Origin of the sequence: Ureibacillus acetophenoni (assembly GCF_900220965.1) — a bacterium.
Classification (GTDB): Bacteria; Bacillota; Bacilli; order Bacillales_A; family Planococcaceae; genus Ureibacillus; species Ureibacillus acetophenoni.
Genome location: NZ_OBQC01000013.1, coordinates 46,658 through 72,539, shown reverse-complemented (window position 1 = coordinate 72,539; position 25,882 = coordinate 46,658). Strand labels below are relative to the sequence as shown.

The window sequence follows — 25,882 nt, the reverse complement described above, 5'->3', positions numbered from 1 at the left end:
GTTGAACACTCTTGGATAATTAATTATTTCATTAATATTGGTTGAAGGGGCATTATCAAATAATTTTTAAAGGAGTGGAGATCATTGGCAAATCTATATCTTGCTCGGCATGCTCACTCTATTTATTCACCTGATGAGTTAGGGAGGCCACTTTCAGAAAAAGGACTTGCTGATGCATTAAAGGTAACAGAAATATTAAAATCAGAAGCCATTGATATCGTAATTTCAAGCCCTTATAGAAGAGCAATTCAAACGGTTCAGGGTATAGCAAACCTAATAGGAAAAGATGTTGAAATCCATGAAGGATTTAAAGAAAGAATTCTAACTAGTGAACCTGCCGAAGATTTTAACTATGCAATTACAAAAGTTTGGGAGGACGAAAATTTTTCATGGAATGGTGGAGAATCTAATCTTGTCGCTCAAAAAAGAGGTATTGCAGCAATTAATCAAGTATTAGAACAATATAAAGACCAAAATGTCGTCATCGGTACCCACGGAAATATAATGGTTTTAATCATGAAATACTTCGATCAGCAATATAATTTCGATTTTTGGAAAAGGTTAGAAATGCCCGATATTTATAAGTTATCTTTCGATGGAAAATCATTAGTCGATGTTACAAGGGTTTGGAAAAGTAAGCTAAACATTAAAAATTAGTATTGAGGGGGAAATAGTTTGGATCAAAATGCAATCAATACTTTCACACCACCTAAACATATAGTTTCTGCAGCAACGATTGTTATTAATGAAAACAATGAAATTTTATTAATTAAAGGACCTAGACGAGGCTGGGAAATGCCGGGTGGTCAAGTAGAAGAGGGTGAATCGCTAAAAGATGCAGCAATCAGGGAAACAAAAGAGGAATCAGGCATTGATGTAGAAATTATAAAATTTTGTGGCATATTCCAAAATGTAGAACGCTCAATTTGCAATACATTATTTTTAGCAAAACCTATTGGAGGAGAGTTAACGACAACTCCAGAAAGCCTTGAAGTAGGATTCTTTTCTATTGAACAAGCACTAGAAATGGTAACCTTTAAGAATTTCAGAAATAGAATTGAATTATGTTTAAATGATGATGCCCAACCATTTTTAATTGAATTTTAAACAAAATTATACTGAAAGAGGGTAGTCAATTGTTAGACACTGAAAACAAACTAAATGAATTTAGAATGATGCATGATGAATTTATCAAAGATTGGAACAAAGCAATGCAATCAGGCGATACATCTACGGTTGAAAGAATGGCCGACGAATATTATGTTGCCTTTTTTAACGGTAGTAACGAAAAACCTTTGTACTTTACAAGACAGGAAGCAATTGAAGGTATGAAACAGTCGGTGAATCATTTCTTAGGAGCAACTAAAAGATTTGAGAACCGTGTGATACGTTTAAGAAATAATGAAAATGCAGTTGTGTTTTATGAACAATTAATTGTAAAAAATGAAGTTGTATTAGCACGTTTATTTACCATCGAAAATTGGAGTTGGCAGAATGAGAAATGGTTGGTAGTTAGAGAAATAGAACAGCCGATAAACTGATTTTTAATACAGATAAAGGTAGGGAACTCACCTAAATATAGCAAGATGAATATCCTATTGGGCAACCAATTTGAGTAAGGAGGTATCCTCATAGGATATTACGTTACTGTAGATTCAGGTGTGATATTATATGTTGAAGATATTAACCCAAGTGGAAAGAAAACGATTGTATTTTTACATGGGTGGCCATTAAGCCATGAACAATTTGAGTATCAATTTAATGTTTTACCTGCAATGGGGTATCGTTGTATAGGGGTTGACTGGAGAGGGTTTGGAAAGTCAGATAGACCAATGACTGGTTATTCATTCAATCGACTTGCAGATGATATAAAGTCGTTAGTTGATGCACTTCGTCTAAAGGACTTTACGCTATTAGGTCATTCAACTGGCGGAGCAATAGCTATGAGATATGTTTCACGCCACAACGGATATGGAGTATCCAAACTTGTACTTGTTGATGCAGCGGCGCCAACTGGATTCACCGCTGATACGGCTAGTGATTTTCTGAAGAAAAATTTAAATGACCGACCTCAAATGATGCAAGACGTAACGGATGGCTTTTTCTTTCAATATATTACAAAACCATTTTCAGATTGGTTTATGCAAATGGGACTACAAGCAGCTAGCTGGTCAACAGCTGCAATCATCATAACTTTAAGAGACGAAAAACTCTATACAGATCTTCCAAAAATAAATGTACCTACTTTAATCATTCATGGGGTTCATGACAAAGTGATTCCATTTGCACAAGCGCAAGAATTAAACCAAAAAATAAGAAATTCCATACTTGTGCCATTTCATTACAGTGGTCATGGTCCATTTTGGGAAGAACATGACAAATTTAACCAACTGATAGCACAATTCGTGTAGGGTTTCAAAAATAATGTAAAAATCAAGAGGTGCAAAAGTGCACTTCTTTTTTTATAAACGGCAACTTTAGACTTTTAATGATTAATGTGAGAAAAAATAAGAAAGAATACTATAAATTTAATAGTAAATCGTTATATAATATTGGTACAGTTTTTTGTAGTTTTTAGCAAACCAAATATCGTATTGAAAGTAGGTGAGAATATGAATTCGAACGATAAAAGACATAAAAAGGAACATCATCTTGATTTCTCTATTGATAATTTATCAAAAGCAATTTTTGTCATTAACAAACATGCAAAAACAGCTACAAACCCTAAATTTTTATATGAATTAAAGAAAAAGTCGTTAGAGAAATTGATTAAACAAGGTAAAGCTGAAAAAATGGGGTTACATTTTTCTAGAAACCCTAAACTTTCAAGACAAACGTCTACTGTACTTATTTCTTGTGGAGACTATTTATTTCACCTGCCCCCGACTAAAGATGATTTCCAAAGTCTACCTCACTTAGGAGATTTAGATGATCAACAAAGAAATCCAAAAACGTATTTTTCTTTTAAACAGGCAAAAACGTTGTTGATTGCTTATACAGGAATGAAAGAACCCCAACCAACTAATCCATATGTTACTCCCACGACGAAAAAACTGATATCACCATTTGCAAAACGTTATGGTGAACGATAAAAAAATGGACTGTTCCCAATGTCAATACTGACAAGGAACAGCCCAGTAAATATTAGTTTAAGCCTGTTCGTAAGCGCGGTTGTTTCGCTATGGTTGGTTTTTTCTTTGCAACTTTATTTGATTCAGTTTTTCTACTTCCAAATAGATACAATACTAAGATGATCACCATAATCGTTGCTGAAAACATGAAAGTCATACCATATCCAACATAACTTGCTAATATTCCTAGTGCAACTGATCCAATGGCCATTCCAGAATCAATAAAAATGAGAAGCATGGAATTAGCAGTTGCTTTTTTCTCAGGGGGTACGAGCGTTAATGCCCATGCTTGGGAAATTGGATGAATGATAGCAAATGCGATTCCGAATAATACCCCTGAAACTAATACCATCCACATACTTGTTGAGAAGCCCAATAAAAATAAGCCTGCAGCCCCTGAGATGGCTGCTGGTATGATGAGTATTCTGTGACCAAATCGATCGAAAATTTTACCTGAGAAGGCACGAACGATGATCATCGCAATCCCTTGTGCGATAAAAAACTGAGAAATACTTCCTCCAACATTTATTTCTTTCCCAAATGCTCCCACAAAATTGACAGTGCCTGCGATGGTCATATAGTTTAATGAAACTATAATACAGGGAAGTAAAACACGTTTATCAAACATGTATTTATAGAACGGTTCATTTTTCGTTTCCTCTGGATTAGCTTTAGACTCTTCTTTATTAACAGGATTATTTTTTGTAAATAAACTACATACGAATGAAAATGCCATGAGACCTAGTGTTAACATTAACAATGACTGAAATGAATAATTCGATAGGTAAGAGATGGCGATTAACGGTCCTATTGTCGTCCCAACGCTTGTAGACATGGCAAAAAATACAATCCCCTCACCAAGTCTAGACTTAGGAACAATATTACTGGACATAGTGAACACTAATGTTGTTAACATACAAAATCCAATTCCTTGTAGTGCTCGAATGAATATTAAAAACCAAATAGCATCGCTTAAAAATGTTAGTCCAATCGTACCAATAAAATAGACCATGGAGATAACTAACAGCAATTTCATATTGATCTTTTGGATAATAACACTTGCAAAAAAGCGGGTAATTAGTGAAGCGGTCATTAATGTCGTCGTCATGATTCCTGCAATAGTAGGATTATCACTAATGGTAGAAACAAATATTGGGAACCCTGCAGTAATCATATAAAAAGAAGCGAACATCACTAACGATAAAGCAATTATAATGACATATTGGTTTGTCCAAAGTTTTACTTTAATTTTTCCCATAAAAATACCGCCTTTCACGGCTAGAATTAAAAATTAGAAAGAGATTTAAATTTATTCTTTCCTGTTTTTAATAAAATATTTAAACGTGTTTTAAATCGAAATTACAATTTTTTAACGTAATGGACATATGTCCTTTTTGTTATGATAGTTTTAAAGTATATTTAATAGAAAGTTGGATGAGCTTGAATATACTAAAAGATGCAAATGCAATAACAAAATATAAAGAACAACTATCCAAAAAATATAAAATCCCTACAGAATTTCTTGAATGGCGATCTTTTTTTCCTGGAGAATGTATTTATGAACAAGGTTTTCCCTTACCCTTTGTTTCTTTTTTGGTAAAGGGAAAAGTTAAAATTTACAGTACTTCTGAAGAGGGCAAACGATTAATTGTTACATTTAATAACCCACTAGAACTATTTGGTGACATAGAGCTTGTACAAAAAGTAGATACATTACATACAATTGAGGCCGTTACACCTGTTCATATAGGGATATTACCTATAAAAAGAGCAAACACATTACGAGAAGACATTAGCTTTAATGAAATGTTGCTCCAGTCGATTAGTCGTAAATTTTTAACAAAATCGATGACACTCTCTTTTCATTTATTGCATGAGGCAGAAGTCAGGTTCGCTAGCTTTCTAGCATCCATTACCCATGATGAACATTGTAGGTTCATGAACCCGCTTATTCCTAAGAGCGAATTAAAAACCATTGCTGAATTTATTGGAATAACGGTAAGGCATCAAAATCGATGTATCCAGAGTTTTGAAGAAAAAGAAATTGTAAGGCGAATTCCTGGGTTTTTAGAAATTATAGACTCAAAACAACTACTAAAATATGCAAAACAAAATATTTATGAAATGCAATAGGAGTGAATATACATGAAAGCAATTATTTTTGATTTTGACGGTACTTTAGCGGATTCTGGAGAGTGTGGATTATTAGCAACACAAAAGGCTTTTGAAGAATGTAATTTACCTATCCCTACGAAGGAAATCGTGGATTATTATATGGGGATCCCTATTGAACAGTCTTTTCATGAAATGACGAATCATACATTGAATGATGAGAGTTTCTCTGAGCTATTACAACGATTTCGCCAAGCTTATAAAACCTTTGAAGAACAAACTATTACCGCCTTTCCACAAATCGACGAAGTATTAAAAACTCTTGGTAAAAATGGAATAATGACGTTTGTTGTATCAAGTAAAAAAACAGATGTATTATATCGAAATTTACAAAAACTTCAATTAGACCAACATCTTACTGACTGGATTGGTTCAGACCAAGTTGAACACTATAAGCCCCATCCAGATGGAATATTGAAAATTGTAGAGCGTTATTCTTTAGATGTAAACGACTGTGTTATGGTCGGGGACGCTATATTTGATATTCAAATGGGTAAATCAGCGGGTTGTAAAACAGTAGCAGTGAATTGGGGAAGTCATTCAAAAGATCAATTATTAAATGAAGAACCGAGCTATTTTGCAAATGAAGTAAGTGATTTATTCCGCATTTTTAATTTATAGTTATATGATAGTTACATAGTAAAATATAAATTAGGAGCAATTTTAATGACAATAAAAGGCGTTAATCATTTTTTATTTTCCGTCTCACATTTAGACATTTCCATAGAGTTTTACCAAAAAGTGTTTGATGCTAAGTTGTTAGTAAAGGGAAGAAACACAGCTTACTTTGATTTAAATGGGTTGTGGCTTGCTCTTAATGTAGAAAAAGACATTCCTCGTAATGAAATAAAAGAATCATATACACACATTGCTTTTACGATTGAAGAATCTCAATTTGATAAAATGTTAGAAAAGCTAAAGGAATTAAATGTCAACCTACTACCAAGTCGCCCAAGGGATGACAAAGATAAGAAATCGATCTATTTTACTGATCCAGATGGTCATAAATTCGAGTTCCACACGGGTACTTTACAAGATCGACTAGAATACTATAAACGTGAAAAACAACATATGGAGTTTTTTGACTAGCTGAAGGTAGTAGGTGTAATATTGCGAATTTTTAAAATTTCCACTAGACGAAGCTTTGAACAAGTGGTATATTTTTTCCAACATCATCCTAGATTAAAGCCTAATATAAATTAGCAGATTAGGGAGTGATATAGGAGGTAAAGAAATTGAAGCAATCGCTTAAAGAGAGAGTTATTGAAACAGCACTTGATTTATTTCAACAAAAGGGGTACCACGGTGTAACGATTGATGAAATAGTTGAAAAAGCTAAAACCTCAAAAGGAGGATTTTATCACTATTTTAAGTCGAAAGATTCGTTACTTTATGAAATCCACGATATTTTTATTTCACATGTATTAGCTGAAACGAAACAAGTTTATGAGAGTTATGATTCTCCAATTTTAAGGTTATACAATATGCTAGTTTCATTTACACGAGTTTTTGATGTATACAATCGTCATATTACTGTTTTTTATGATGAAAGCGCTTATTTACACGATGACTATAAAGATACGATTAATCAAAAACGAAAAGAATATCGAAAGCTAATTGAAAGAGCAATTGATGATGGTAAAGCACGCGGACATTTTCGTTCAGAAAGTTCAACAAGTATTACAACAATGGCTATCATCGGTTTAGTGAACTGGACATATAAATGGTATAAGAGTGATGGTCCACTATCCATGGAAAAAATCACAGCCTACTTTAACGATATTGTTTTACGGGGGATTGTTACTGATGTGGGCTTGAAAGAAGCTCACGAATTACAATTAATCATTTCAAGGGAAAATAACTAGTTATAAGCTAGTTTTTTTTAAACAATAATCAGACCGACTAGTCGGTCTAAGGGGATAGGGGGAATTTCACAATGAATTTTGAATTGACAAAAGAGCAAGAAATGGTTCGGGATATGGTACGTGATTTTGCTCAGGCAGAGATCGCGCCACATGCTAGAGAGTTAGATGAAAAGCATGAATTCCGTAAAGAAAGCTTTGACAAAATGGCGCAGCTTGGACTGTTTGGTATACCGTTTCCTGAAAAGTATGGGGGATCAGGGGGCGATACGATTTCGTATGCACTAGCAGTTGAGGAAATAGGCCGTGCATGTGGGGGTACAGGGTTATCGTATGCGGCAGCTGTAAGTCTAGGTGCTACACCATTTTATAACTTCGGTACAGAAGAGCAAAAACAAGAATATTTAGTTCCGATGGCACAAGGTAAAACACTAGGATCATTTGGTTTAACCGAACCAAATGCAGGATCAGATGCTGGTGGAACTAGAACGAAGGCCTATTTAGATGGAGACGAATGGGTCATCAATGGAGAGAAGTGTTGGATTACTAATGCAAGTTATGCTCGCCAGGTTGTTGTTACTGCTGTAACAGGGCAAAATGAGCGCGGTAAAAATATAATTACAGCGATTATTGTGCCAACTGATACTCCCGGAGTAACAATTCGTTCGGACTATAAAAAGATGGGTGTTCGAGCATCTAATACGTGTGAAATTATATTGGAAAATGTACGTGTTCCGAAAGAAAATGTGTTAGGCGATGAGAAAAAGGGCTTCGGTCAATTTTTAAATACATTAGATGGAGGACGTATTTCGATCGCTGCATTATCCGTTGGAATTGCTCAAGCAGCATTTGACAAAGCGTTGAAATATTCAAAAGAACGAGTTCAATTTGGTCAATCAATATCAAAGTTACAGGCAATTCAATTCAAATTAGCTGATATGGCTATGGAAATTGAATTAGCGCGAAACATGGTGTTTAAAGCGGCATGGCTTAAGGACAATGGTAAACCGTTTAAAAAGGAAGCGGCATACGCAAAATTGTTTGCTTCAGAAATGGGCTTTAGAACATGTAATCAGGCAATACAAATCCACGGTGGTTATGGCTATATGGCTGAGTACGATGTAGAGCGCCACTTACGTGATATTAAGTTAATGGAGATCGGGGAAGGAACTTCGGAAATCCAAAGAGTAGTTATTTCACGTCAACTTGGATGTTAATACAAGGGAGGGGGGATCGAAATGTTTAAAAAAGTGTTAATTGCTAATCGTGGTGAAATTGCACGCCGTATTATACGAACTTGTAAAAAGCTAGGTATTGAAACAGTTGCCGTGTATTCAGAGGCAGATGCAGAAAGTTTACATGTAAAAGAAGCAACAGAAAGTTATTTAATTGGTAAGCCTCCCGTTGCACAAAGTTATTTAAATATGGATGCGATTTTAGAGGTAGCAAAACAATCCGGTGCTGATGCAATACATCCAGGTTACGGATTATTATCTGAAAACGCGAATTTTGCTAAACGAGTAGAAGAAGCAGGTATTGTATTTATAGGTCCTTCATCAGATGTTATTCGCGCTATGGGGAGTAAAATTGAGGCACGTAAAACAATGGAGCAAGCGGGAGTTCCTATTGTGCAAGGTGTCAATAATCCCATATCAGACGTAGATGAAGCTGTAAAAATTGCAGAAAATATCGGTTTTCCTGTGATGTTAAAAGCATCAGCAGGTGGCGGTGGAATTGGAATGCAGCTTGTTCATACCGAAGAGGAATTACGAAAAGCATTTGAAGGCAATCAAAAGAGAGCACAAAGCTTCTTCGGCGATGGAACAATGTTTATCGAAAAATATATTGACCAGCCTCATCATGTGGAAGTGCAAGTATTGGCTGATAAATACGGTAATGTCGTACCGGTTTTTGAACGAGAATGTTCGATTCAGCGACGCAACCAAAAAGTTGTAGAAGAAGCTCCGTCACCATTCATTTCAGAGGAGACAAGACAAAAAATGCTCGATGCATCAGTAAAAGCAGCGAAGCATATAGGTTATACGAATGCAGGAACTATCGAGTTTTTAGTAGATAGTGAGCAAAACTTTTATTTTTTAGAGATGAATACACGCTTGCAAGTAGAGCACCCAGTGACAGAAGAGATTACTGGTTTGGATTTAGTCGAACAACAGTTGAAAATTTCGAATGGGGAAACGTTAAATGTTACACGTGAAAGCCTTAAAAGAAATGGGCATGCAATTGAAGTGCGCATTTATGCTGAAGATCCAGTGAGGTTTTTCCCATCGCCAGGAAAAATTACGTATCTTCAATTACCTGAGGGTGATGGTATTCGCCATGAAATCGCAGTTGAATCTGGTAGCGAGGTAACACCGTTTTACGATCCAATGATTGGGAAATTGATTGTATTTGGAAAGACGAGAGAAGAAGCATGTGTGAAATTGGCAAATACTCTACGAAACTATGTAATAGAGGGAATAAAAACGAATATCCCGATGTTACTTGGTATTGTTACTCATCCACAATTTATAAAAGGAGTAACCACAACGAATTTCGTAGAGGAATATTATTTATCAAAATAAGGTTTTGAAGGCAGTATAGACAGTTAATTTGGAATGTTCTATTAATTTATTAAATCGACGGAGGGCTAAATATGACAATCATAAAAGCAGATATGGCGGGGACGGTATGGAAAGTTTTAGTTCAAGAAGGTGATATTGTAGAAGCTGGGCAAGATGTTGTTATTTTGGAGTCCATGAAAATGGAAATTCCTATTGCTACAGAAGTAGGTGGTACAGTAAAACGAGTCATTGTGGCTGAAGGGGACTTCATTAACAGTGAAGCAGATTTAGTAGAAATCGAGTAAGGGAGACTTGTAGATGGAGCTACCAAAACGAGTTCAACTAAAGGAAGTAGGTCCACGTGACGGATTACAAAATGAAAAAGGATTTATTCCAACAGAGGAAAAAATCAAATTAATTGATCGTTTAAGTGAAACGGGGCTCGATTATATCGAAGTAACGAGCTTCGTACATCCAAAATGGATTCCGCAATTGGCAGATGCGGTAAAAGTTCTAAAGTCAATTAAACGTAATCCCAATGTGACATATGCAGCGCTTGTACCAAATATGAAAGGTCTAGAGCGAGCATTAGAGTGCAATGTTGATGAAGTGAGCATATTTATGTCAGCAAGCGAAGGGCATAACCAAGCGAATATTAATAAATCAATTAATGAAACATTTCCAATTTTAAAGGAAGTAGTAGAGGGGGCATTAGCTGCTGGAAAGAACGTACGTGGCTATGTTTCAACTGTGATTACCTGCCCATACGACGGATATACAGAGCCTACTCAAGTGGTACGAATCGCGGAAAAATTATTTGAAATGGGAGTTACCGAAATTTCTTTAGGTGACACAATTGGGGTTGGTGTGCCAACACAAGTAGATACTTTGCTAATAGAAATGTTACGGCATTTTAAATCAGAACAACTCGCAATGCACTTCCATGATACAAGAGGTACCGCACTAGCAAATGTCATGACCAGTTTAATGCATGGTATTACGAAATTTGATAGTTCGATTGGTGGGTTAGGCGGTTGTCCGTACGCAAAGGGTGCTTCAGGTAATGTGGCAACGGAGGATTTATTGTATATGTTGCAAGAAATGGGAATTGAAACTGGTGTGCAGCTTGAACGCGTAACTGAGGTGGCACTTTCGATGGAAAATGTGTTAGGAAAAAAATTATCCTCAAAACAAGTAATGATTGCACGTGGGGAGGAGTAATCATGTCAAACTTCGTAAATGTAGTAGTAGAGGACGGAATTGCAATTGTAATACTCATGAGATCCGAAGCTGCTAATGCTCTATCAATTCAAATGTTACACGAAATGAATGAAGCTTTAGAAAAAATTCAATATGATTCTTCAGTTCGTGTTGTCATTGTGACAGGCGATGGAGAAAAGGCGTTTTGTGCTGGTGCTGATTTAAAAGAGCGTAAAGAGATGAGTGAAGATCAAGTACGGCAGACAGTTGCATTAATTGGACGTACGGTGAGTCATTTTGAATTGCTTCCACAACCAGTCATCGCCGCAATCAATGGTGTCGCATTTGGTGGTGGTTTAGAATTGGCACTCGCTTGCGATATTCGAATTGCAAGTAGCAATGCAAGGGTTGGATTAACCGAAACAGCACTCGGCATTATTCCAGGAGCAGGAGGAACTCAACGTTTACCTCGTTTAATAGGGGTAGGTAAGGCGAAAGAGCTTATTTATACTGCTCGTCAATTAACCGCAAATGAAGCTTTGGAGTACGGCATAGTAGAGAAGGTTGTTCCATCTAGCAATTTAACGGCTGAAGCTAAAGCGCTTGGGGCTGAAATGGCTAAAAATGCACCGCTTTCACTTGTTCAGGCAAAAACGGCCATCAATAAGGGTTTACAAACAGATATTACGACGGGTTTACAAATTGAATCATTAGCCTATAGCCGATTGCTATATACAGAGGACCGTTTGGAAGGATTAAGAGCGTTTCAGGAAAAGCGCTCGCCTGTATATAGAGGTAAATAAAAGGGGGATGGGAGAAATGACAAATCTATCTGTTGAAAATAAACATAAAGCATATGAAGCAGCAATTAAAAAAGGTGGAAAAGAAAAATATCACGCAAAAAATAAAGAACAAGGGAAATTGTTTGTCCGTGAACGACTTGAATTACTTTTTGACGAAGGGTTACTAGTAGAGGACGGCGCGTTTGCAAACGTTCTTTCTGGAGATTTACCTGCAGATGGTGTTGTAACTGGAATTGGGAAAATTCACGGACGAACTGTATGTGTGATGGCAAATGATTCAACTGTGAAAGCTGGCTCTTGGGGTGCTCATACTGTTGAAAAAATAATCCGAATTCAAGAAATGGCGGAAAAATTAGGGGTACCAATACTTTATTTAGTAGATTCTGCAGGTGCTCGTATTACTGACCAAATAGAAATGTTCCCAGGGCGTCGAGGGGCTGGACGTATTTTTTACAATCAGGTGAGATTGTCAGGAAAAATACCACAAATATGTTTACTGTTTGGACCATCTGCAGCAGGTGGAGCGTATATCCCGGCATTCTGTGATGTAGTTGTAATGGTTGAAGGAAATGCTTCGATGTATTTAGGTTCGCCTCGTATGGCTGAAATGGTCATCGGAGAAAAGGTGGATCTAGAAACGATGGGCGGAGCAAGAATGCACTGCACAATTTCGGGTTGTGGAGATGTTTTGGTGAAAACAGAAGAGGAAGCCATTGACTATGCACGTCGTTATATTAGTTACTTCCCAGATAACTTTAAAATTAAACCGAATATAGAAACGCCAAAGGTCCCAGCTAACTTTGAAAAAACACTTGATGAAATTATTCCTAAAAATCAAAACGCAGCGTTTAATATGTATGATTTAATCGATCGAATTATCGATGAAGGTTCATTTTGTGAAGTGAAGAAATTATTTGCTGCAGAAATTATTACAGGCCTTGCACGCATCAACGGTCAATCCGTTGGTATTATTGCAAACCAACCCCGAGTAAAAGGTGGAGTATTATTCCACGATTCAGCAGACAAGGCTGCTAAATTTATCTCACTTTGTGATGCGTTCCATATTCCATTAATTTTCTTAGCGGATGTTCCAGGCTTTATGATTGGGACACAAGTAGAGAAATTAGGGATTATACGTCATGGTGCTAAGATGATTTTTGCAATGAGTGAGGCAACGGTGCCAAAAATTTCAGTGATTGTGCGAAAAGCATACGGTGCAGGGCTATATGCAATGGCTGGTCCAGCGTTTGAACCTGATGTATGTATAGCTTTAACAGGTGCACAAATTGCAGTAATGGGGCCGGAAGCAGCAGTAAATGCTGTTTATGCAAACAAAATTGCAGATATGCCAAAAGAAGAGCAAGCAAGTTTCATTGAAAATAAACGTAATGAATATCGAGAAGAAATCGATATTTATAAACTTGCATCAGAACTTATTATTGACGAAGTCATTGAACCAAATAAACTAAGAGAAGCTTTAGAAAGACGACTGGATGTTTATAAATCTAAACAAGTTGACCGTGTAGATAAAAAGCATGGAGTGCGTCCAGTATAACTACTGACTTAGGGATAGTTTTTCTCGATAATAAATAATTAATAGTCAAAATAGGCGGAGAGTTTCCGGTAATCAGCTCGTAAGACATAGAAAACCGGAAAACCTCCGCTTATTTGCCCCTGGAGCAAGCTGGATTACATCAATAAGGGTGAAAATTCCGCTTATCTGCAACTGTAGCAAGCATGATTGCCTCAATAAGGGTAAAAAATCATCTTATCTGTCCTCGGAGCGAGCAATATTGCCTCAATAAGGGTAAAACCTCCGCTTATTTGCCCCTGAAGCGAGCAGAATTACATCAATAAGGGTAAAATCTCCGCTTATCTGCCCCCGGAGCGAGCAGGATTACATCAATAAGAGTAAAATCTCCCCTTATTTACTCCAGAAACGAGCAGGATTCTGCCGATAACAGTAAAATCTCCATTTATCTGCCCCCGAAACGAGCAGCATTCCACTAATAACCGGATGACCATCCTTAAATTCCCAGTAGTCTTTACTATTTGTCGATAGCCACTAAAATACATGATAAAATAAGCATTAGTTATTAATAAAGAAATTTCTAGTAAAAATCGCATGGAAGGAGCGGGATTCATGGACATTAAAATCAATCAAAAAATTATCAAAGAAATGTGTGGTACCGTATCCTATAAAAGAGGCGATTCTTATTATCAAGCTAATAAGGTGAAAATTAACGATTACAGCAGAAATCTATGTACAGCAACTGTTTATGGAGCAGAAGAATTCAATGTCACAATTGAAAGTGCTTCTGGAAATATTCAAGCATCCTGTAGCTGTCCTAGTTTAGAAAACTTTAGCAAGAGTTGTCAACATGTTGCGGCTGTTTTACTAGCTATCTTTGAAAAGAAACGGCAGGGGAATGAAGCAACAGGTACACTCGATTCACACTCACAAGAAGGATTACTGTCAGAGGGCATTCTGACACTGTTTCAGGACGAACCGATTCGAAAAAGCCGTCATCAACTTCATTTTGAGAAAAGAGATATTCTTGACGTTCAATTTTTGCTTAAACCTTGCCAAATTGGGGTGGGGCAAAATTTGTTTGGTGTGGAAGTATTTATCGGTCAAACTAAAATTCCGTCTATACGTAATTTTCTTCAACACATAAAGCTGGGGAAACCTTGTATTTTAACTCCAACATTATACTTTGACCCAAACGAGCATTGCTTTAATAACGAAGTTGACGCGGTCCTACACCAATTAATTCGCGTAGCCCGTGACGAAATTACTTTTTTAAATGTACTACCAAATAACAATTCGATCCTTGTTAGGGATGACTTATTACTTATACCACCATCTGCTTGGGTTGGGCTTAGTTCTTTACTCGAACAAACGCATGTTGTATTGATTGAAAAAGATGGACAACCAACTCAACGTCTACAATTTGTTGATGGAGTACCACCTTTACAATTCTTAATAGATTCAATAGAAAGTGAATATCAATTGACTATACAAGGATTCGATCGGATGTTACTTTTTAGTTCATATAATGCCGTATTAATAGATGGCAAACTTTATCAGATAGAGGCACAAGATTGTGAACGCTTAACGGAACTTCAACATATGCTTGCAGTACCAAGTACGAATACGATTCTAATTCCAGTTGAACAAATGGAAATGTTTCTGAACAAAGTTGTACCGGGATTGAGAAAGATTGGGCAAGTTCATCTATCTGAACAATTAACAGAGGAAATGAAGAAAACGCCACTTGTCGCCAAGATTTACTTGGACAGACTTAAAAACCGATTGCTAGTGGGACTCGAATTTCATTATGAACATGTAGTTATTCAACCATTAGAACAGGCTGATCAACCAAAGGGTCCGAGGATTATAAGAGATTATAAGAAGGAACAAGAAATCATTAATATAATGGATAATAGTGGATTTATGAAAACGGATGGCGGATATTTTATGCAAAATGAAGAATTGGAGTTTGATTTTTTAAATGATGTTTTACCAAAGCTCCAATCACTTGCACAAATTTATGCGACAACGGCTGTACGCAATCGACTAGTTAAAAAAAGCGTATTTCCTAAAATTACTGTGAAGGTAAACAAAGAACGTACAAATTGGTTGGAATTTAAATTTGAGATGGACGGTGTATCTGATAAACAAGTGAAGGAAATTTTACAAGCACTTGAAATTAAACAGAAATATTATCGTCTACCGAATGACTCTTTGCTATCCCTAACAACAAAAGAAATGGAAGAGGTTCGCCGCTTCCTGCAAGCAGGACCAATCCAAGATGATGAAATTGAGACAACATTAAATATGCCAATAATGGAAAGCTTGAAATTTCTTGAGTTGATTGATAACAGTAAAGTGTTTACACCAGAGGAATCATTCCGACAGTTTCTAGATCAATTACTTCATCCAGAAACGTTGGAATTTGAAATTCCACATAGTTTTGAAGAGGTCTTAAGAGATTATCAAAAGCAAGGATTTAAATGGATGAAAGCCCTCTCTACCTACGGATTTGGTGGCGTATTAGCTGATGAAATGGGTCTTGGGAAGACGGTGCAAAGTATTGCGTTCATTGTGTCAGAATTAGAAAACATCCGTGCTTCTAAGAAGCCAGTTCTAATTGTGTGTCCTTCTTCTTTGACATATAACTGGTTACACGAAATCATGAAATTTGCACCTGACCTTCAAGCAATTGTTATGGATGGAGATCTAAAAACACGAAAAGAATTACAACAATCTATTGAAAATAGTGAAATAACCGTCCTCATTACATCCTATCCACTACTTCGTCGGGATATTGCATGGTATGCAAAACAAACATTTCATACAGTGTTTTTTGATGAAGCGCAAGTCTTTAAAAATCCAACGACTCAAACGGCCCGTGCTGTTAAAAAGATAAAAGCTGATAACCGATTTGGACTTACAGGTACACCCATCGAAAATAGTGAGATCGAATTATGGTCGATTTATCATGTTGTTTTCCCACAGCTTTTCCAAGGACTGGAAGAATACAGCTATTTAACTAGAAAATCAATTTCGAGCAGAGTTCGCCCATTTTTACTTCGTCGAAGAAAAGAAGATGTACTAGGGGAATTACCAGATAAAAATGAAGAACTTGGAGTTTCAGAGTTACTTCCTGAACAAAAACAACTTTATGCTGCTTTCTTAGCAAAGCTTCGATTTGACGCATTGAAGCACCTTGATAAAGAAACCTTAAATAAAAATAAGATTCGTATCTTAGCCGGCTTGACGAGATTGCGCCAAATTTGTTGTCATCCAGGTTTGTTTGTGGATGGTTATAAGGGAAGTTCAGCAAAATTTGAGCAGTTGCTACAAATACTTGAGGAGGCCAAACTTTCTGGAAGAAGGGTGTTAATTTTCTCTCAATTTACAAAAATGCTAGAACTAATTGGTCGAGAGATTACTAAGAGCAACCAATTGTATTTCTATCTTGACGGCCAAACACCTTCAGAAGAACGAGTGGAACTGTGTAACCGATTTAATGCGGGAGAGCGGGATATGTTTTTAATTTCATTAAAGGCTGGGGGTACAGGGTTAAATTTAACTGGTGCAGATACGGTAATATTATATGATTCATGGTGGAATCCAGCTGTAGAAGATCAAGCAACAAGCCGTGCCCACCGAATGGGGCAGAAAAATACTGTACAGGTCATTAAACTTGTAGCCCGTGGTACGATCGAAGAAAAAATGAATGAGCTGCAAGAAAAAAAGAAAAATCTCATAGCAGACATTCTTGAATTTGAAGATCAATCGACGACAACTCTAACGGAAGAAGTTATACGTGAAATTTTAATGATTTAATTGTTTGAGTGCCTGGCAATGTTTCTCATAAGCATTTAAAACGTAATAAAATTATTTCTAAGTTATAATTAAATTATGAGTCAGCAAAAAATAAATGAAATAATAATAGATTTTCATACAATGTTTAAGGGGTGGATATTGATGTTCAATGAAAAGGATAGAGATTCAATAAACCTACAAAATGAGGAATTAAAAGGATCGGTTACTGAAATTAAAACGATCCAAGAATTAACAATGCTTGAGAATGACGATTCAGCAGGCGGATTTATGTGTGATATTAACACAGGTATTTGCGGACCAGTTACTCAAGAGAAAGAGGAAGAATAATGAAAATTACAATTTGGTCAGATTTTGTTTGCCCATTCTGCTACATCGGAGAGTCCTATTTACAAAAAGCGTTAGAGAACTTTGAACATGCCGATGAAGTTGAAATCGAATATAAAAGTTTCTTACTATCACCAGAATCACAATATACTCCAGGAAAAAACTACTACCAAGCATTTGCCGATGAAAAAGGAGTATCTTTAGAACAATCTAAGGCTATGATGCAACAAGTTTTAGATATGGCAGAGAAATCTGGCGTGAACATCAATTACGATATTGCTAAATTTACAAATACAGTAACAGCACACCATGTATTCCAATACGCTAAAGAACAAGGGAAAGGAAATGAATTCTTCAAGCGCTTTTACGAAGCACACTTTAACCAAGGTGAAGTATTAAGTGATGAAGAAACCATTGTTCGTTTAGCTGAAGAAGTCGGTTTAGATGGAACTAAAGTGCGTCAGATAATTGAAAGCAAAGCCTATTCAAATGAAGTGACACAAGATTTATCAGAATCACGTCAAGTAGGCGTGCAAGGTGTACCTTTCTTTGTGTTCGACAACAAATATGCACTTTCTGGAGCACGACCAACAGAATACTTTACACAAGTATTAGACAAAGTTTGGGAAGAAAAAGGGAAATAATTTGATTTAAACCTAGGAGAAATAGACATTTCTCTTAGGTTTTTATTCATTTCTTTGAAGGGTTAATACTTTTAGTAATCGCAATAATAATAGTTCCAAAAGACAATTTCTAAAATTTACTAGTGGTAATTCCGAAATTGAAAAGGATTAAATTAATCAATAAGTAACGATTGGATTTATATGTGTGAATAAGTAGATTTATTGAATAAAATCTTAAATCACCAATTTTAATAATTTATTAGGGTGTGGTTTTATGAGACACAGAAGTTCGGTAGTAATTATAGAAAATAAACAGGTTGCACTTATTAAAAGAATTAGAGAGGCGAGTGTTTATTACGTTTTTCCTGGTGGAGGAATCGAAAGTGGGGAAACACCAGAAGACGCAGCAAAACGTGAAGCATATGAGGAATTAGGGGTACAAGTAGAGATCCATGAATGTTTTGCAAAAGTACAATTTAACGGAACTCAATCCTATTTCTTAGCAAATATTATCGGAGGAACATTCGGAACTGGACAAGGTGAAGAGTTTATAGATAAAGAGAGAGAACGTGGAACTTATTTGCCTATGTGGGTGAATATTGACACTTTAAATTCAATTGATGTTAGACCTAGAGTAGTGGCTTTAAATATCCAGTCTTTAATAAATCGAGAGCATTAACCGAGATGGGTTAATGCTCTTTTAAATAATTAAATTTTTCCTATATATTCAAGTTCTGAAATTTCTTTAGAATCTACAGCTCCGTTTAATATTTCTTGAACATCTTTTATTGTATCTTGAAGACTAACAGATTCACCAGTTTTTTTTGTATAAGGTTCAGCAACATAGAAAGGTTGGGTTAAATAAGCTTCTAGTCGTTCGCCTCTTATATAGGTTTGTAACTCAGAAGCAGGAATTCTTTCAATTCCTCGTACATTTACTAATGCGCGGAGTTCACGATAACGGCGTAGTACTTTTATTGCTTTTTGTTGAACTGTGAAGTGTTCTTGATCGATATGTGCACCTTCTAAAACAGATGATGTCGAGCTCAGAGGGTTAACTGCTGGAAAACGATGTCTTGCTGCAAGATCTGCGTCAAATTGCCATATAGTTTCAAGTGGTCCATAAGGTAAATCTTCATCAACTACGTCGCCTGTTAAATCTACAAGGAAAGTTGTAACAGAGTGAATACCAATTCCAAGTAATTTCTCTTGCAATTGCTGGATATCACCTGTAATCACGTGAGTTCTGTCCGCCACGAATAAAATATCTTGGTCTCCACCAATAGCGGCAATCTGCTCATATGTTTCATCAACAGTCTTTGTAATAATTTCAACATTTTCAACAATATCACTAATTCCTTGGTGTTCACCTTCAGGCATTAAAAGAATCGTTTTATAGGCTTCATTTTTCAGGCGATAGAGTAATTCAGATAAAACAACAAGTTGCCCCATTCCAGGACGTGCAACTAAACCGATAGTGCCACCTTTTGCTAAAGGTGCAAATAAATCCAACGTCTTAATTTTCGTTTCGATCATTTCGATTTTCTCCCCTCTGATAATCAAATCATCTAAACTACAATCGGCTAATGACGCAAGTGCAACTAATGTTCGAACCTCAGCTCTCCCAACAGGAATTTTTCCTGTGCACAGATTTGAAACAGTAGCTGGTCGCAAACCTACTTGCCGGGCTGCACTTGTTAAATTAGGTACTCTCCTTCTTAACAAACTGACATTTAACCTTAAATCATCCACATTTTCCATAACTTCCCTCCTTTACTTACTTTAAATAGTAAATAAAATTACGGTGTAATGCAATAGGAAATTACACCTAAATATAATTTTTATTACGCTTGAGAATAATTGTGGCGGTTGTGATTAAGTTTTCAAAGCAAGAAAGTGGATTAAGGGATTTATCCAATGTAAAATTGTTTGCATAAATAAGCCATCCATTAATTTTTTAATGGTCAAATGTAAAAAAGAATTGTAAAGTACACCTAGCACAATATTGGGGGCTCTCGTACTCCGAAAGATAAAGAAAAACGTAGGTCGTTCATTTCAAATGGATGGCTTTTTTCTACTACTTTTTTACGAAACAAAATAATCATTGATATTGGTATTATTTAATAAAGGGGGTATTGTTAATGATTAAAGGATTATATGAAGCCCATTTACCAGTAAGTAATTTAGAAAGATCCATAGAATTTTATAAAAAACTAGGGTTTTGGTTTGCTTGGCGTGATGAAGATACCGCTTTTTTCTGGATCGAAGAAGGGATTAGTTGGATTGGCCTATGGGTAGGGGAAGAACACCAAACACCTTATCATCCATCTTTACGACATATTGCATTTCGAGTTGACTATGAGGATTTAAAACAATCATTAACATGGCTTGAATCGATCCAAGTTGAAGCTGTTCCATTTGGTGGACGGACATCCATTCAGCCTTTCATAAGACCGGATCAAGGAAATGCATCGGTATATTTTAACGATCCTGATGGAAATAGTTTAGAGTTAATGTGTTACATTGATGTTCCTGATGAATTAAAACATATAACTGACAAGCTCTCATTCGAAGAGTGGGAGAATTTAGTTGGTAGTGTGAGATAAAAATAAAATCTAATTCCGGTAAGAGGTGCTTTAGGCATCTCTTTTTGATCTTTTGACGCATTTAAATACTGCTTTTCAAGGATAAAAAAATCAAGAAATACGAAATAGTGTCTACGAGACCGCTTCTCGAGGGCTAAAAATTACCACTTGATCATATCTAGGCAAAAGTTGCTCGTATCTCTTCGAAAGTTGCTCAATTCCGGTCCAAAGTCGCTCGTATTCACTTCAAAGTCGCTCGTATTCACTTCAAAGTTGCTCATATCCCCAATAAAGTCGCTCATAACTAAAATTTAATCCTAATTATATTGCAAATGCAACATAATTGTTGTAAATTTAATCCATAACATTGTTGTATTTACAATAAAATCACATTCAAAGGAGTACAATATGCAAGATATTCTCCGTGAAATCGGGATGATTGCAAGGGCACTTGATTCAATTAGTAATATCGAATTCAAGGAATTCGACCTCACTAAAGGACAATATTTATACCTTGTGCGAATTTGTGAAAACCCGGGAATCATTCAGGAAAAGTTAGCTGAATTGATAAAAGTAGATCGCACTACAACTGCGCGAGCCATTAAAAAACTCGAAATGAATGGCTTTATTGAAAAGAAAGACGATGAACAAAATAAAAAAATTAAAAAACTATTCCCTACCGAAAAAGGAAACCAAGTCTATCCATTTATTAAAAGGGAAAATGACCACTCGAACAATGTGGCACTATCTGGATTCTCAGAAGAAGAAGCAAGGACCATTCTCCAACTTCTTCAACGAATTCGAAAGAATGTAGAAGTAGACTGGGAATTCGTAAAAAAGGGTAACAAGAGAATTTATTAAAATGTTAAGGAGCGCTAGTAAATGAATGTAGAAATTAAAAAATGTAACCTAGCAGATGTACTAACACTTCAACAAATTGGTATAGAAACGTTCAATGAAACATTTAAAGACCAAAACACACCTGAAAATATGAAAAATTATTTGGAAAAAGCATTCAACGTGGATCAATTAACAACTGAATTGTCTAACCCATTCTCACAATTCTTTTTTGTTCATGTAAATAATGAAGTTGCTGGCTACTTGAAGATCAACATCAATGATGCTCAATCAGAAAAAATGGGTAATGATTCATTAGAAATCGAACGAATATATTTAAAGAACACATTCCAAAAACATGGACTAGGTAAACTACTACTCAATAAAGCGATTGACATTGCAACGGAACATAAAAAAGAAAAAATTTGGCTAGGTGTTTGGGAAAAGAATGAAAACGCCATAGCCTTTTACAAAAACATGGGCTTTGCTCAAACGGGAACCCACTCATTTCATATGGGAGATGAAGAACAGATTGATTATATTATGATGAAACCACTCATTTAACTTAAATGAGTGAATTTTTAGTAATAGTTACAGGGCATTGACTCTACAATGAGTTGATGCCTTTTTTCTATTCATGAATTAGGAATATAAAGGGGATTTTTATTGCTTCTAGAAATATACATCTATAAGTAATTTTCTATGGGAGGATATTTATGGGATATATTGAAAACCTTCGAAAAGTTGTGGGCAATCAGCCGCTCATTCTTGTTGGTGTAGCGTTGGCTGTAATAAATGAATCTGGTGAAATTTTATTGCAAAAACGAAAAGTAGGACAGTGGGGCGTTCCTGGAGGATTTATGGAATTGGGTGAATCTACTGAAGAAGCTGGTAGAAGAGAAGTATTAGAGGAAACAGGAATCGAAGTAGGCAAACTTAATTTAGTAGGAGTTTTTTCAGGAAAAGAACACTTTGTAAAACTACCTAATGGCGATGAATTCTATCCTGTAACTATCGCCTATGTTTCAAGAGAAATTAAAGGTGGATCATTGAAGGCAGATGGTTTGGAAACTACAGAAGCTAAGTTTTTCAAAATTAATGAATTACCTGAGGGGCTGAATCCTTTAATTAAAAACTTGATTAACCATTTTTCACAATTCTTCTAAAAGGGGGATTCAATGAGTCTAGGTAGGAAAATAGGTGAAGGTGGAACTTCCGAAGTATTTGAGTGGGAAGGTAAAAGTAAAATTCTTAAATTGGCAAAACCCAATACCAAACTATCAGACATTCAGAGAGAATTTAAGAATAACTTTATTGCTTGGAATTTAGGACTTTCCGTTCCACAGCCTATTGAAATAATAGAAGTTAATAATCGCCCTGGAATTATATTTGAAAGAATTGTTGGAAAGACAATAAAAGAGCGGTTATTCAAAAGTTTTATAAAGCAAATGAATAATCCTCAGCCTCGCATTGATTTGAGCGATGTTCAAAATACCGCTCGTTTATTAAGTGAAATACATGAACTACAACATGTTGAATTGCGACCACAAAGGGAACTATTAAAGTGGCAAATATTGAATATTAAATATTTAAGTGATGAAGAAAAGACGAGTGTATTAAAAATTTTAGACCAATTACCTCTAAAACAACAAATCTGTCACGGGGATCCTAATCCAAATAATTTAATTGTTCGTAATGACGAGCTTGTATTAATTGATTGGAATGATGCAACAATCGGAAATCCAGAGGCAGATGTAGCTGAATTTATCGTCATGATAAAATTTGCAATACTCCCATCTGATACTCCACAAAGTATTGTTAGTATATTTGAGTCCGTTAGAGAAACAATCATAGAAGTATTTATGAATGAGTATACAGTGCGTACGGGGGTCACCTACAATGACATTGATCCCTGGATCCTTCCAATTGCAGTTCGCAAACTTTATGCAGATGCGATTTCGGAGGAAGAAAAACAGTTACTAGTGAATGAAATAAGAGAAAGACTTTAGAGAAATGAGATTACATAAATCTATTTTCTTGTAAAATATCAAATAGGGATTGATCCTTTTGGATTAATCCCTTTTCTTTGGTTTCTGTTGGGGGAAAACAGTGAGGTTATGGTACACCGTAAGTCCTCTCAAGGATACTATGTGCAAATATTGACAGCTGATATGTAATTATGTTAAATTTATCTCGAATTAGAGACTTTCGATTTCAAGGGAACAGTCCGTACACTATTCACTTGAATTCAACAAGCAAACAACTATTTTTTCGGTTTATATCTCGAATTTGAGATATCTATAATCAAAACAAACAAATATTGAAGCAAGGGTAGGGCTAATCGAGTTTTAATTGGTCTAAAAACCATTATCAAGGTACTACTTCAATCATATAGGCTAATCGTATACTTCGATTAGCCTTTTTTACCGAGCTACACGGGGAGGTTTATAGGTGACAACAAGACAAACAAATATCGATCAAAATATATTAAAACTAGTATGGAATAATACAAATGATGCTATTTTCACAATAGGTTATGATGGACGAATACTTTCTGCTAATCCTGCTTTTACATCAATCTTAGGGTGGGTACAAGAAGATTTTAATAAACATAATTGTTTTCCATTTTTCTCTAATATGACAGATGAGGAGCATAAACAATTGTTATCTTCTTTTAAAGAAGGCAATGATATTCCTTACTATGTAACTAAAAGAAAAAGAAAAGATGGAATTGTATTAGATATTCTCGCTTCTTATCGTGCTATTAACAAAGGGGAAGTACTTGCAGTAGGGATGTATAAAGATTTCACAGAACAAATGGAAATTCAGCGGAGACTTCAGGCAAGTGAGGACTGTTATAGAAATTTGGTAGAATTCATTCCAGATTCTATTTTTATAGAAAAGAATGGACAAATTACCTTTGTGAATCAGCCAGCTATAAAGTTAGTCGGAGCAGCTACGGCAGAAGAGATAATTGGAAAACCGATTAGCCAATTAGTTCCAGAAAATATGTCTCAACAATTCCTAAATAGAATAAGAGAATCTTCATTGTCGAATAAACCAATTATTGAACAAATATATCGTTTTGATGGAACGCACATTTGGGGTGAAATTATTACGATGCAAATTGAATTTAAAGACGATAAAGTTCTACAAATATTAGTACGTGATGTAACAGCAAAGAAAAATTACCAACAACAACTCGAGTACTTAGCATACCACGACCCGTTAACAGGGTTGTCAAATCGACGATATTTTACAGAACAAATCAACCGGGAACTGGAACAGGATGCAAATGACAGTAAAATACTTGGAATCATGTATATCGATTTGGATAGATTTAAAGCGATTAATGATTCGCTTGGCCATGAAATAGGCGATCAATTACTAAAACAATTTGCAATACGATTAAAAGAAAGTGTTCGCAATAGCGACATTATTTGCAGAGTTGGAGGAGATGAGTTTCTAGTATTATTAAACGGGTTAAATAATAAAAATGATGCAGCTATAATTGCTTCTAAATTAAACAATGAAAGCAAGAAGCCTTTTATAATTAATAATACTAAAATTGAAATATCATCAAGTATTGGAATTTCACTTTTTCCTCAAGATGGTATTGATTCAAAGAAACTAATTCAGCGTTCTGATGAAGCACTATATAAAGCTAAAATCACTCGTAATACTTATCAATTTTATGATGAGAGTAATAGTAAACTATAAGAAAAACCGTAAATTACATTAATTCGTAAAATAGAAATGGGGTAAAGAAATATGACTTTTCCAGATTTAGTTAAAACACGTCATTCGGCAGTCAATTTTAAAGAAAATGAAAAAATGACTGAAGAAGATTTCAAGCAAATTTTTGAATTAACAAAATTAGCACCAAGCGCATACAACTTACAGTTTACACATTATCTTGTCATAACGGACGAAGAGAAAAAAGAAAGAGTAAAAGAGTTAAGTCATAACCAATATAAAATACATACTGCAAGTGCTGTCATAATTGTTATGGGAAATAAGAGTAGTGTTGAAGAAGTTGAGGCCGAAAAAATTTATGGCCCAATGAAGATGTTAAAAATGATGGACGAATTGGACTATGAAATGACAATGGAACAAATTAAAGGCTTTAAAGAAAAACTAACAGCAAATGATAAGGATTTAGATGTTGAATTAGCTCGAAACGTAGGCATCCATGCAATGCTATTTATGTTAAGTGCGAAGCATTATGGATTTGATACATGTCCAATGCATGTCCACAATGTAGAGGAACTAAGAAAAGAATTTAATATTCCCAACTATTTAGAACCTATTATGATGATCACTATCGGTAAAAGTGTCGATAAAGTAAGACCTCGTGGTTACCGTAAACCTGTGGGGGAATTTGTTAGTTTTAATGGGTACTAATAGAACGTAAATATCAAAAGGATG

28 protein-coding genes are annotated in these 25,882 nt (G+C 35.6%); 26 read left to right on the top strand and 2 right to left on the bottom strand.

Annotated elements, in window-relative coordinates:
* Positions 1 to 84: 84 nt before the first annotated feature.
* From CRO45_RS15495 to CRO45_RS15475, 5 genes are all read left to right on the top strand, one after another.
* Positions 85 to 657, top strand: coding sequence for a histidine phosphatase family protein (locus CRO45_RS15495; protein WP_097150539.1), 573 nt, complete (start codon positions 85 to 87; stop codon positions 655 to 657).
* 18 nt (positions 658 to 675) lie between these two features.
* Complete coding sequence (locus CRO45_RS15490; RefSeq protein ID WP_097150538.1) at positions 676 to 1,107, top strand: NUDIX hydrolase; 432 nt, start codon at positions 676 to 678, stop codon at positions 1,105 to 1,107.
* 29 nt (positions 1,108 to 1,136) lie between these two features.
* A complete protein-coding gene (locus CRO45_RS15485) occupies positions 1,137 to 1,541 on the top strand; it encodes a hypothetical protein (protein WP_235864616.1) in 405 nt (134 codons plus the stop codon).
* A 90-nt stretch (positions 1,542 to 1,631) separates the two neighbouring features.
* The gene (locus tag CRO45_RS15480) at positions 1,632 to 2,411 is read left to right on the top strand and encodes an alpha/beta fold hydrolase (protein WP_097150537.1); all 780 of its coding nucleotides are present in this window, start codon (positions 1,632 to 1,634) and stop codon (positions 2,409 to 2,411) included.
* Positions 2,412 to 2,612: 201 nt separating this feature from the next.
* Positions 2,613 to 3,092: a YkyB family protein gene (locus CRO45_RS15475; protein WP_097150536.1), complete on the top strand. Its 480-nt coding sequence runs from the start codon at positions 2,613 to 2,615 to the stop codon at positions 3,090 to 3,092.
* 52 nt (positions 3,093 to 3,144) lie between these two features.
* On the opposite strand, the gene CRO45_RS15470 is transcribed toward CRO45_RS15475, so the two are convergent.
* Complete coding sequence (locus CRO45_RS15470; RefSeq protein WP_097150535.1) at positions 3,145 to 4,389, bottom strand: MFS transporter; 1,245 nt, start codon at positions 4,387 to 4,389, stop codon at positions 3,145 to 3,147.
* A 182-nt stretch (positions 4,390 to 4,571) separates the two neighbouring features.
* Between CRO45_RS15470 and CRO45_RS15465 the strand changes: the two genes are divergently transcribed.
* From CRO45_RS15465 to CRO45_RS15400, 14 genes are all read left to right on the top strand, one after another.
* Entirely contained in the window at positions 4,572 to 5,264 is a 693-nt protein-coding gene (locus tag CRO45_RS15465; protein ID WP_170949515.1) for a Crp/Fnr family transcriptional regulator, read from the top strand.
* A 12-nt stretch (positions 5,265 to 5,276) separates the two neighbouring features.
* Positions 5,277 to 5,924, top strand: coding sequence for an HAD family hydrolase (locus CRO45_RS15460; protein WP_097150533.1), 648 nt, complete (start codon positions 5,277 to 5,279; stop codon positions 5,922 to 5,924).
* Positions 5,925 to 5,969: 45 nt separating this feature from the next.
* Entirely contained in the window at positions 5,970 to 6,392 is a 423-nt protein-coding gene (gene fosM / locus CRO45_RS15455) for a FosM family fosfomycin resistance protein (RefSeq protein WP_097150532.1), read from the top strand.
* 146 nt (positions 6,393 to 6,538) lie between these two features.
* Positions 6,539 to 7,168, top strand: coding sequence for a TetR/AcrR family transcriptional regulator (locus CRO45_RS15450; protein ID WP_097150531.1), 630 nt, complete (start codon positions 6,539 to 6,541; stop codon positions 7,166 to 7,168).
* A 71-nt stretch (positions 7,169 to 7,239) separates the two neighbouring features.
* Positions 7,240 to 8,382, top strand: coding sequence for an acyl-CoA dehydrogenase family protein (locus CRO45_RS15445; RefSeq protein WP_097150530.1), 1,143 nt, complete (start codon positions 7,240 to 7,242; stop codon positions 8,380 to 8,382).
* A gap of 21 nt (positions 8,383 to 8,403) precedes the next feature.
* A complete protein-coding gene (locus CRO45_RS15440; RefSeq protein ID WP_097150529.1) occupies positions 8,404 to 9,747 on the top strand; it encodes an acetyl-CoA carboxylase biotin carboxylase subunit in 1,344 nt (447 codons plus the stop codon).
* Between the two features lie 71 nt (positions 9,748 to 9,818).
* Positions 9,819 to 10,031, top strand: coding sequence for an acetyl-CoA carboxylase biotin carboxyl carrier protein subunit (locus CRO45_RS15435; RefSeq protein ID WP_097150528.1), 213 nt, complete (start codon positions 9,819 to 9,821; stop codon positions 10,029 to 10,031).
* Between the two features lie 13 nt (positions 10,032 to 10,044).
* Positions 10,045 to 10,947: a hydroxymethylglutaryl-CoA lyase gene (locus CRO45_RS15430; protein WP_097150527.1), complete on the top strand. Its 903-nt coding sequence runs from the start codon at positions 10,045 to 10,047 to the stop codon at positions 10,945 to 10,947.
* 2 nt (positions 10,948 to 10,949) lie between these two features.
* Complete coding sequence (locus tag CRO45_RS15425) at positions 10,950 to 11,729, top strand: enoyl-CoA hydratase (RefSeq protein ID WP_097150526.1); 780 nt, start codon at positions 10,950 to 10,952, stop codon at positions 11,727 to 11,729.
* A 16-nt stretch (positions 11,730 to 11,745) separates the two neighbouring features.
* The gene (locus CRO45_RS15420; RefSeq protein ID WP_097150525.1) at positions 11,746 to 13,284 is read left to right on the top strand and encodes an acyl-CoA carboxylase subunit beta; all 1,539 of its coding nucleotides are present in this window, start codon (positions 11,746 to 11,748) and stop codon (positions 13,282 to 13,284) included.
* Between the two features lie 588 nt (positions 13,285 to 13,872).
* The gene (locus CRO45_RS15415; RefSeq protein WP_097150524.1) at positions 13,873 to 17,085 is read left to right on the top strand and encodes a DEAD/DEAH box helicase; all 3,213 of its coding nucleotides are present in this window, start codon (positions 13,873 to 13,875) and stop codon (positions 17,083 to 17,085) included.
* 141 nt (positions 17,086 to 17,226) lie between these two features.
* The gene (locus CRO45_RS15410) at positions 17,227 to 17,412 is read left to right on the top strand and encodes a hypothetical protein (RefSeq protein ID WP_097150523.1); all 186 of its coding nucleotides are present in this window, start codon (positions 17,227 to 17,229) and stop codon (positions 17,410 to 17,412) included.
* Positions 17,412 to 18,053 carry a DsbA family oxidoreductase gene (locus CRO45_RS15405; protein WP_097150522.1) on the top strand — a complete coding sequence of 214 codons (642 nt, stop codon included), beginning with the start codon at positions 17,412 to 17,414 and terminating at the stop codon, positions 18,051 to 18,053. The genes CRO45_RS15410 and CRO45_RS15405 overlap by 1 nt, the downstream gene beginning before the upstream one ends.
* Positions 18,054 to 18,306: 253 nt before the next feature.
* Positions 18,307 to 18,711 carry an NUDIX hydrolase gene (locus CRO45_RS15400; RefSeq protein ID WP_097150521.1) on the top strand — a complete coding sequence of 135 codons (405 nt, stop codon included), beginning with the start codon at positions 18,307 to 18,309 and terminating at the stop codon, positions 18,709 to 18,711.
* A 29-nt stretch (positions 18,712 to 18,740) separates the two neighbouring features.
* Here the strand turns inward: CRO45_RS15400 and CRO45_RS15395 are convergent, their stop codons facing one another.
* Positions 18,741 to 19,784: a helix-turn-helix domain-containing protein gene (locus tag CRO45_RS15395; RefSeq protein ID WP_097150591.1), complete on the bottom strand. Its 1,044-nt coding sequence runs from the start codon at positions 19,782 to 19,784 to the stop codon at positions 18,741 to 18,743.
* A 389-nt stretch (positions 19,785 to 20,173) separates the two neighbouring features.
* Here CRO45_RS15395 and CRO45_RS15390 point away from each other — a divergent pair, with 389 nt between their 5' ends.
* From CRO45_RS15390 to CRO45_RS15360, 7 genes are all read left to right on the top strand, one after another.
* On the top strand, positions 20,174 to 20,638 hold the full coding sequence (locus tag CRO45_RS15390; RefSeq protein ID WP_097150520.1) for a VOC family protein: 465 nt from the start codon (positions 20,174 to 20,176) through the stop codon (positions 20,636 to 20,638).
* A gap of 387 nt (positions 20,639 to 21,025) precedes the next feature.
* A complete protein-coding gene (locus CRO45_RS15385; protein WP_097150519.1) occupies positions 21,026 to 21,478 on the top strand; it encodes a MarR family winged helix-turn-helix transcriptional regulator in 453 nt (150 codons plus the stop codon).
* A 21-nt stretch (positions 21,479 to 21,499) separates the two neighbouring features.
* Positions 21,500 to 22,018 carry a GNAT family N-acetyltransferase gene (locus CRO45_RS15380; RefSeq protein WP_097150518.1) on the top strand — a complete coding sequence of 173 codons (519 nt, stop codon included), beginning with the start codon at positions 21,500 to 21,502 and terminating at the stop codon, positions 22,016 to 22,018.
* Positions 22,019 to 22,170: 152 nt separating this feature from the next.
* A complete protein-coding gene (locus tag CRO45_RS15375) occupies positions 22,171 to 22,620 on the top strand; it encodes an NUDIX hydrolase (protein WP_097150517.1) in 450 nt (149 codons plus the stop codon).
* A 12-nt stretch (positions 22,621 to 22,632) separates the two neighbouring features.
* Positions 22,633 to 23,463 (top strand): aminoglycoside phosphotransferase family protein, encoded by an 831-nt coding sequence (locus tag CRO45_RS15370; protein ID WP_097150516.1) that lies wholly within the window; start codon positions 22,633 to 22,635, stop codon positions 23,461 to 23,463.
* 442 nt (positions 23,464 to 23,905) lie between these two features.
* Positions 23,906 to 25,174, top strand: a complete 1,269-nt coding sequence (locus tag CRO45_RS15365) for a sensor domain-containing protein (RefSeq protein WP_097150515.1) — start codon at positions 23,906 to 23,908, stop codon at positions 25,172 to 25,174.
* A 51-nt stretch (positions 25,175 to 25,225) separates the two neighbouring features.
* A complete protein-coding gene (locus CRO45_RS15360) occupies positions 25,226 to 25,858 on the top strand; it encodes a nitroreductase family protein (protein ID WP_097150514.1) in 633 nt (210 codons plus the stop codon).
* Positions 25,859 to 25,882: the final 24 nt, after the last annotated feature.

Bases quoted from the DNA above. Each gene is read 5' to 3' on its own strand.
- CRO45_RS15400 (WP_097150521.1), top strand. From the start codon at position 18,307: ATGAGACACAGAAGTTCGGTAGTAATTATAGAAAATAAACAGGTTGCA.
- fosM (WP_097150532.1), top strand. From the start codon at position 5,970: ATGACAATAAAAGGCGTTAATCATTTTTTATTTTCCGTCTCACATTTA.
- CRO45_RS15415 (WP_097150524.1), top strand. From the start codon at position 13,873: ATGGACATTAAAATCAATCAAAAAATTATCAAAGAAATGTGTGGTACC.
- CRO45_RS15430 (WP_097150527.1), top strand. From the start codon at position 10,045: ATGGAGCTACCAAAACGAGTTCAACTAAAGGAAGTAGGTCCACGTGAC.
- CRO45_RS15460 (WP_097150533.1), top strand. From the start codon at position 5,277: ATGAAAGCAATTATTTTTGATTTTGACGGTACTTTAGCGGATTCTGGA.
- CRO45_RS15370 (WP_097150516.1), top strand. From the start codon at position 22,633: ATGAGTCTAGGTAGGAAAATAGGTGAAGGTGGAACTTCCGAAGTATTT.
- CRO45_RS15425 (WP_097150526.1), top strand. From the start codon at position 10,950: ATGTCAAACTTCGTAAATGTAGTAGTAGAGGACGGAATTGCAATTGTA.
- CRO45_RS15385 (WP_097150519.1), top strand. From the start codon at position 21,026: ATGCAAGATATTCTCCGTGAAATCGGGATGATTGCAAGGGCACTTGAT.
- CRO45_RS15475 (WP_097150536.1), top strand. From the start codon at position 2,613: ATGAATTCGAACGATAAAAGACATAAAAAGGAACATCATCTTGATTTC.
- CRO45_RS15470 (WP_097150535.1), bottom strand. From the start codon at position 4,389: ATGGGAAAAATTAAAGTAAAACTTTGGACAAACCAATATGTCATTATA.
- CRO45_RS15445 (WP_097150530.1), top strand. From the start codon at position 7,240: ATGAATTTTGAATTGACAAAAGAGCAAGAAATGGTTCGGGATATGGTA.
- CRO45_RS15435 (WP_097150528.1), top strand. From the start codon at position 9,819: ATGACAATCATAAAAGCAGATATGGCGGGGACGGTATGGAAAGTTTTA.
- CRO45_RS15410 (WP_097150523.1), top strand. From the start codon at position 17,227: ATGTTCAATGAAAAGGATAGAGATTCAATAAACCTACAAAATGAGGAA.
- CRO45_RS15375 (WP_097150517.1), top strand. From the start codon at position 22,171: ATGGGATATATTGAAAACCTTCGAAAAGTTGTGGGCAATCAGCCGCTC.
- CRO45_RS15420 (WP_097150525.1), top strand. From the start codon at position 11,746: ATGACAAATCTATCTGTTGAAAATAAACATAAAGCATATGAAGCAGCA.
- CRO45_RS15390 (WP_097150520.1), top strand. From the start codon at position 20,174: ATGATTAAAGGATTATATGAAGCCCATTTACCAGTAAGTAATTTAGAA.
- CRO45_RS15405 (WP_097150522.1), top strand. From the start codon at position 17,412: ATGAAAATTACAATTTGGTCAGATTTTGTTTGCCCATTCTGCTACATC.
- CRO45_RS15360 (WP_097150514.1), top strand. From the start codon at position 25,226: ATGACTTTTCCAGATTTAGTTAAAACACGTCATTCGGCAGTCAATTTT.
- CRO45_RS15440 (WP_097150529.1), top strand. From the start codon at position 8,404: ATGTTTAAAAAAGTGTTAATTGCTAATCGTGGTGAAATTGCACGCCGT.
- CRO45_RS15380 (WP_097150518.1), top strand. From the start codon at position 21,500: ATGAATGTAGAAATTAAAAAATGTAACCTAGCAGATGTACTAACACTT.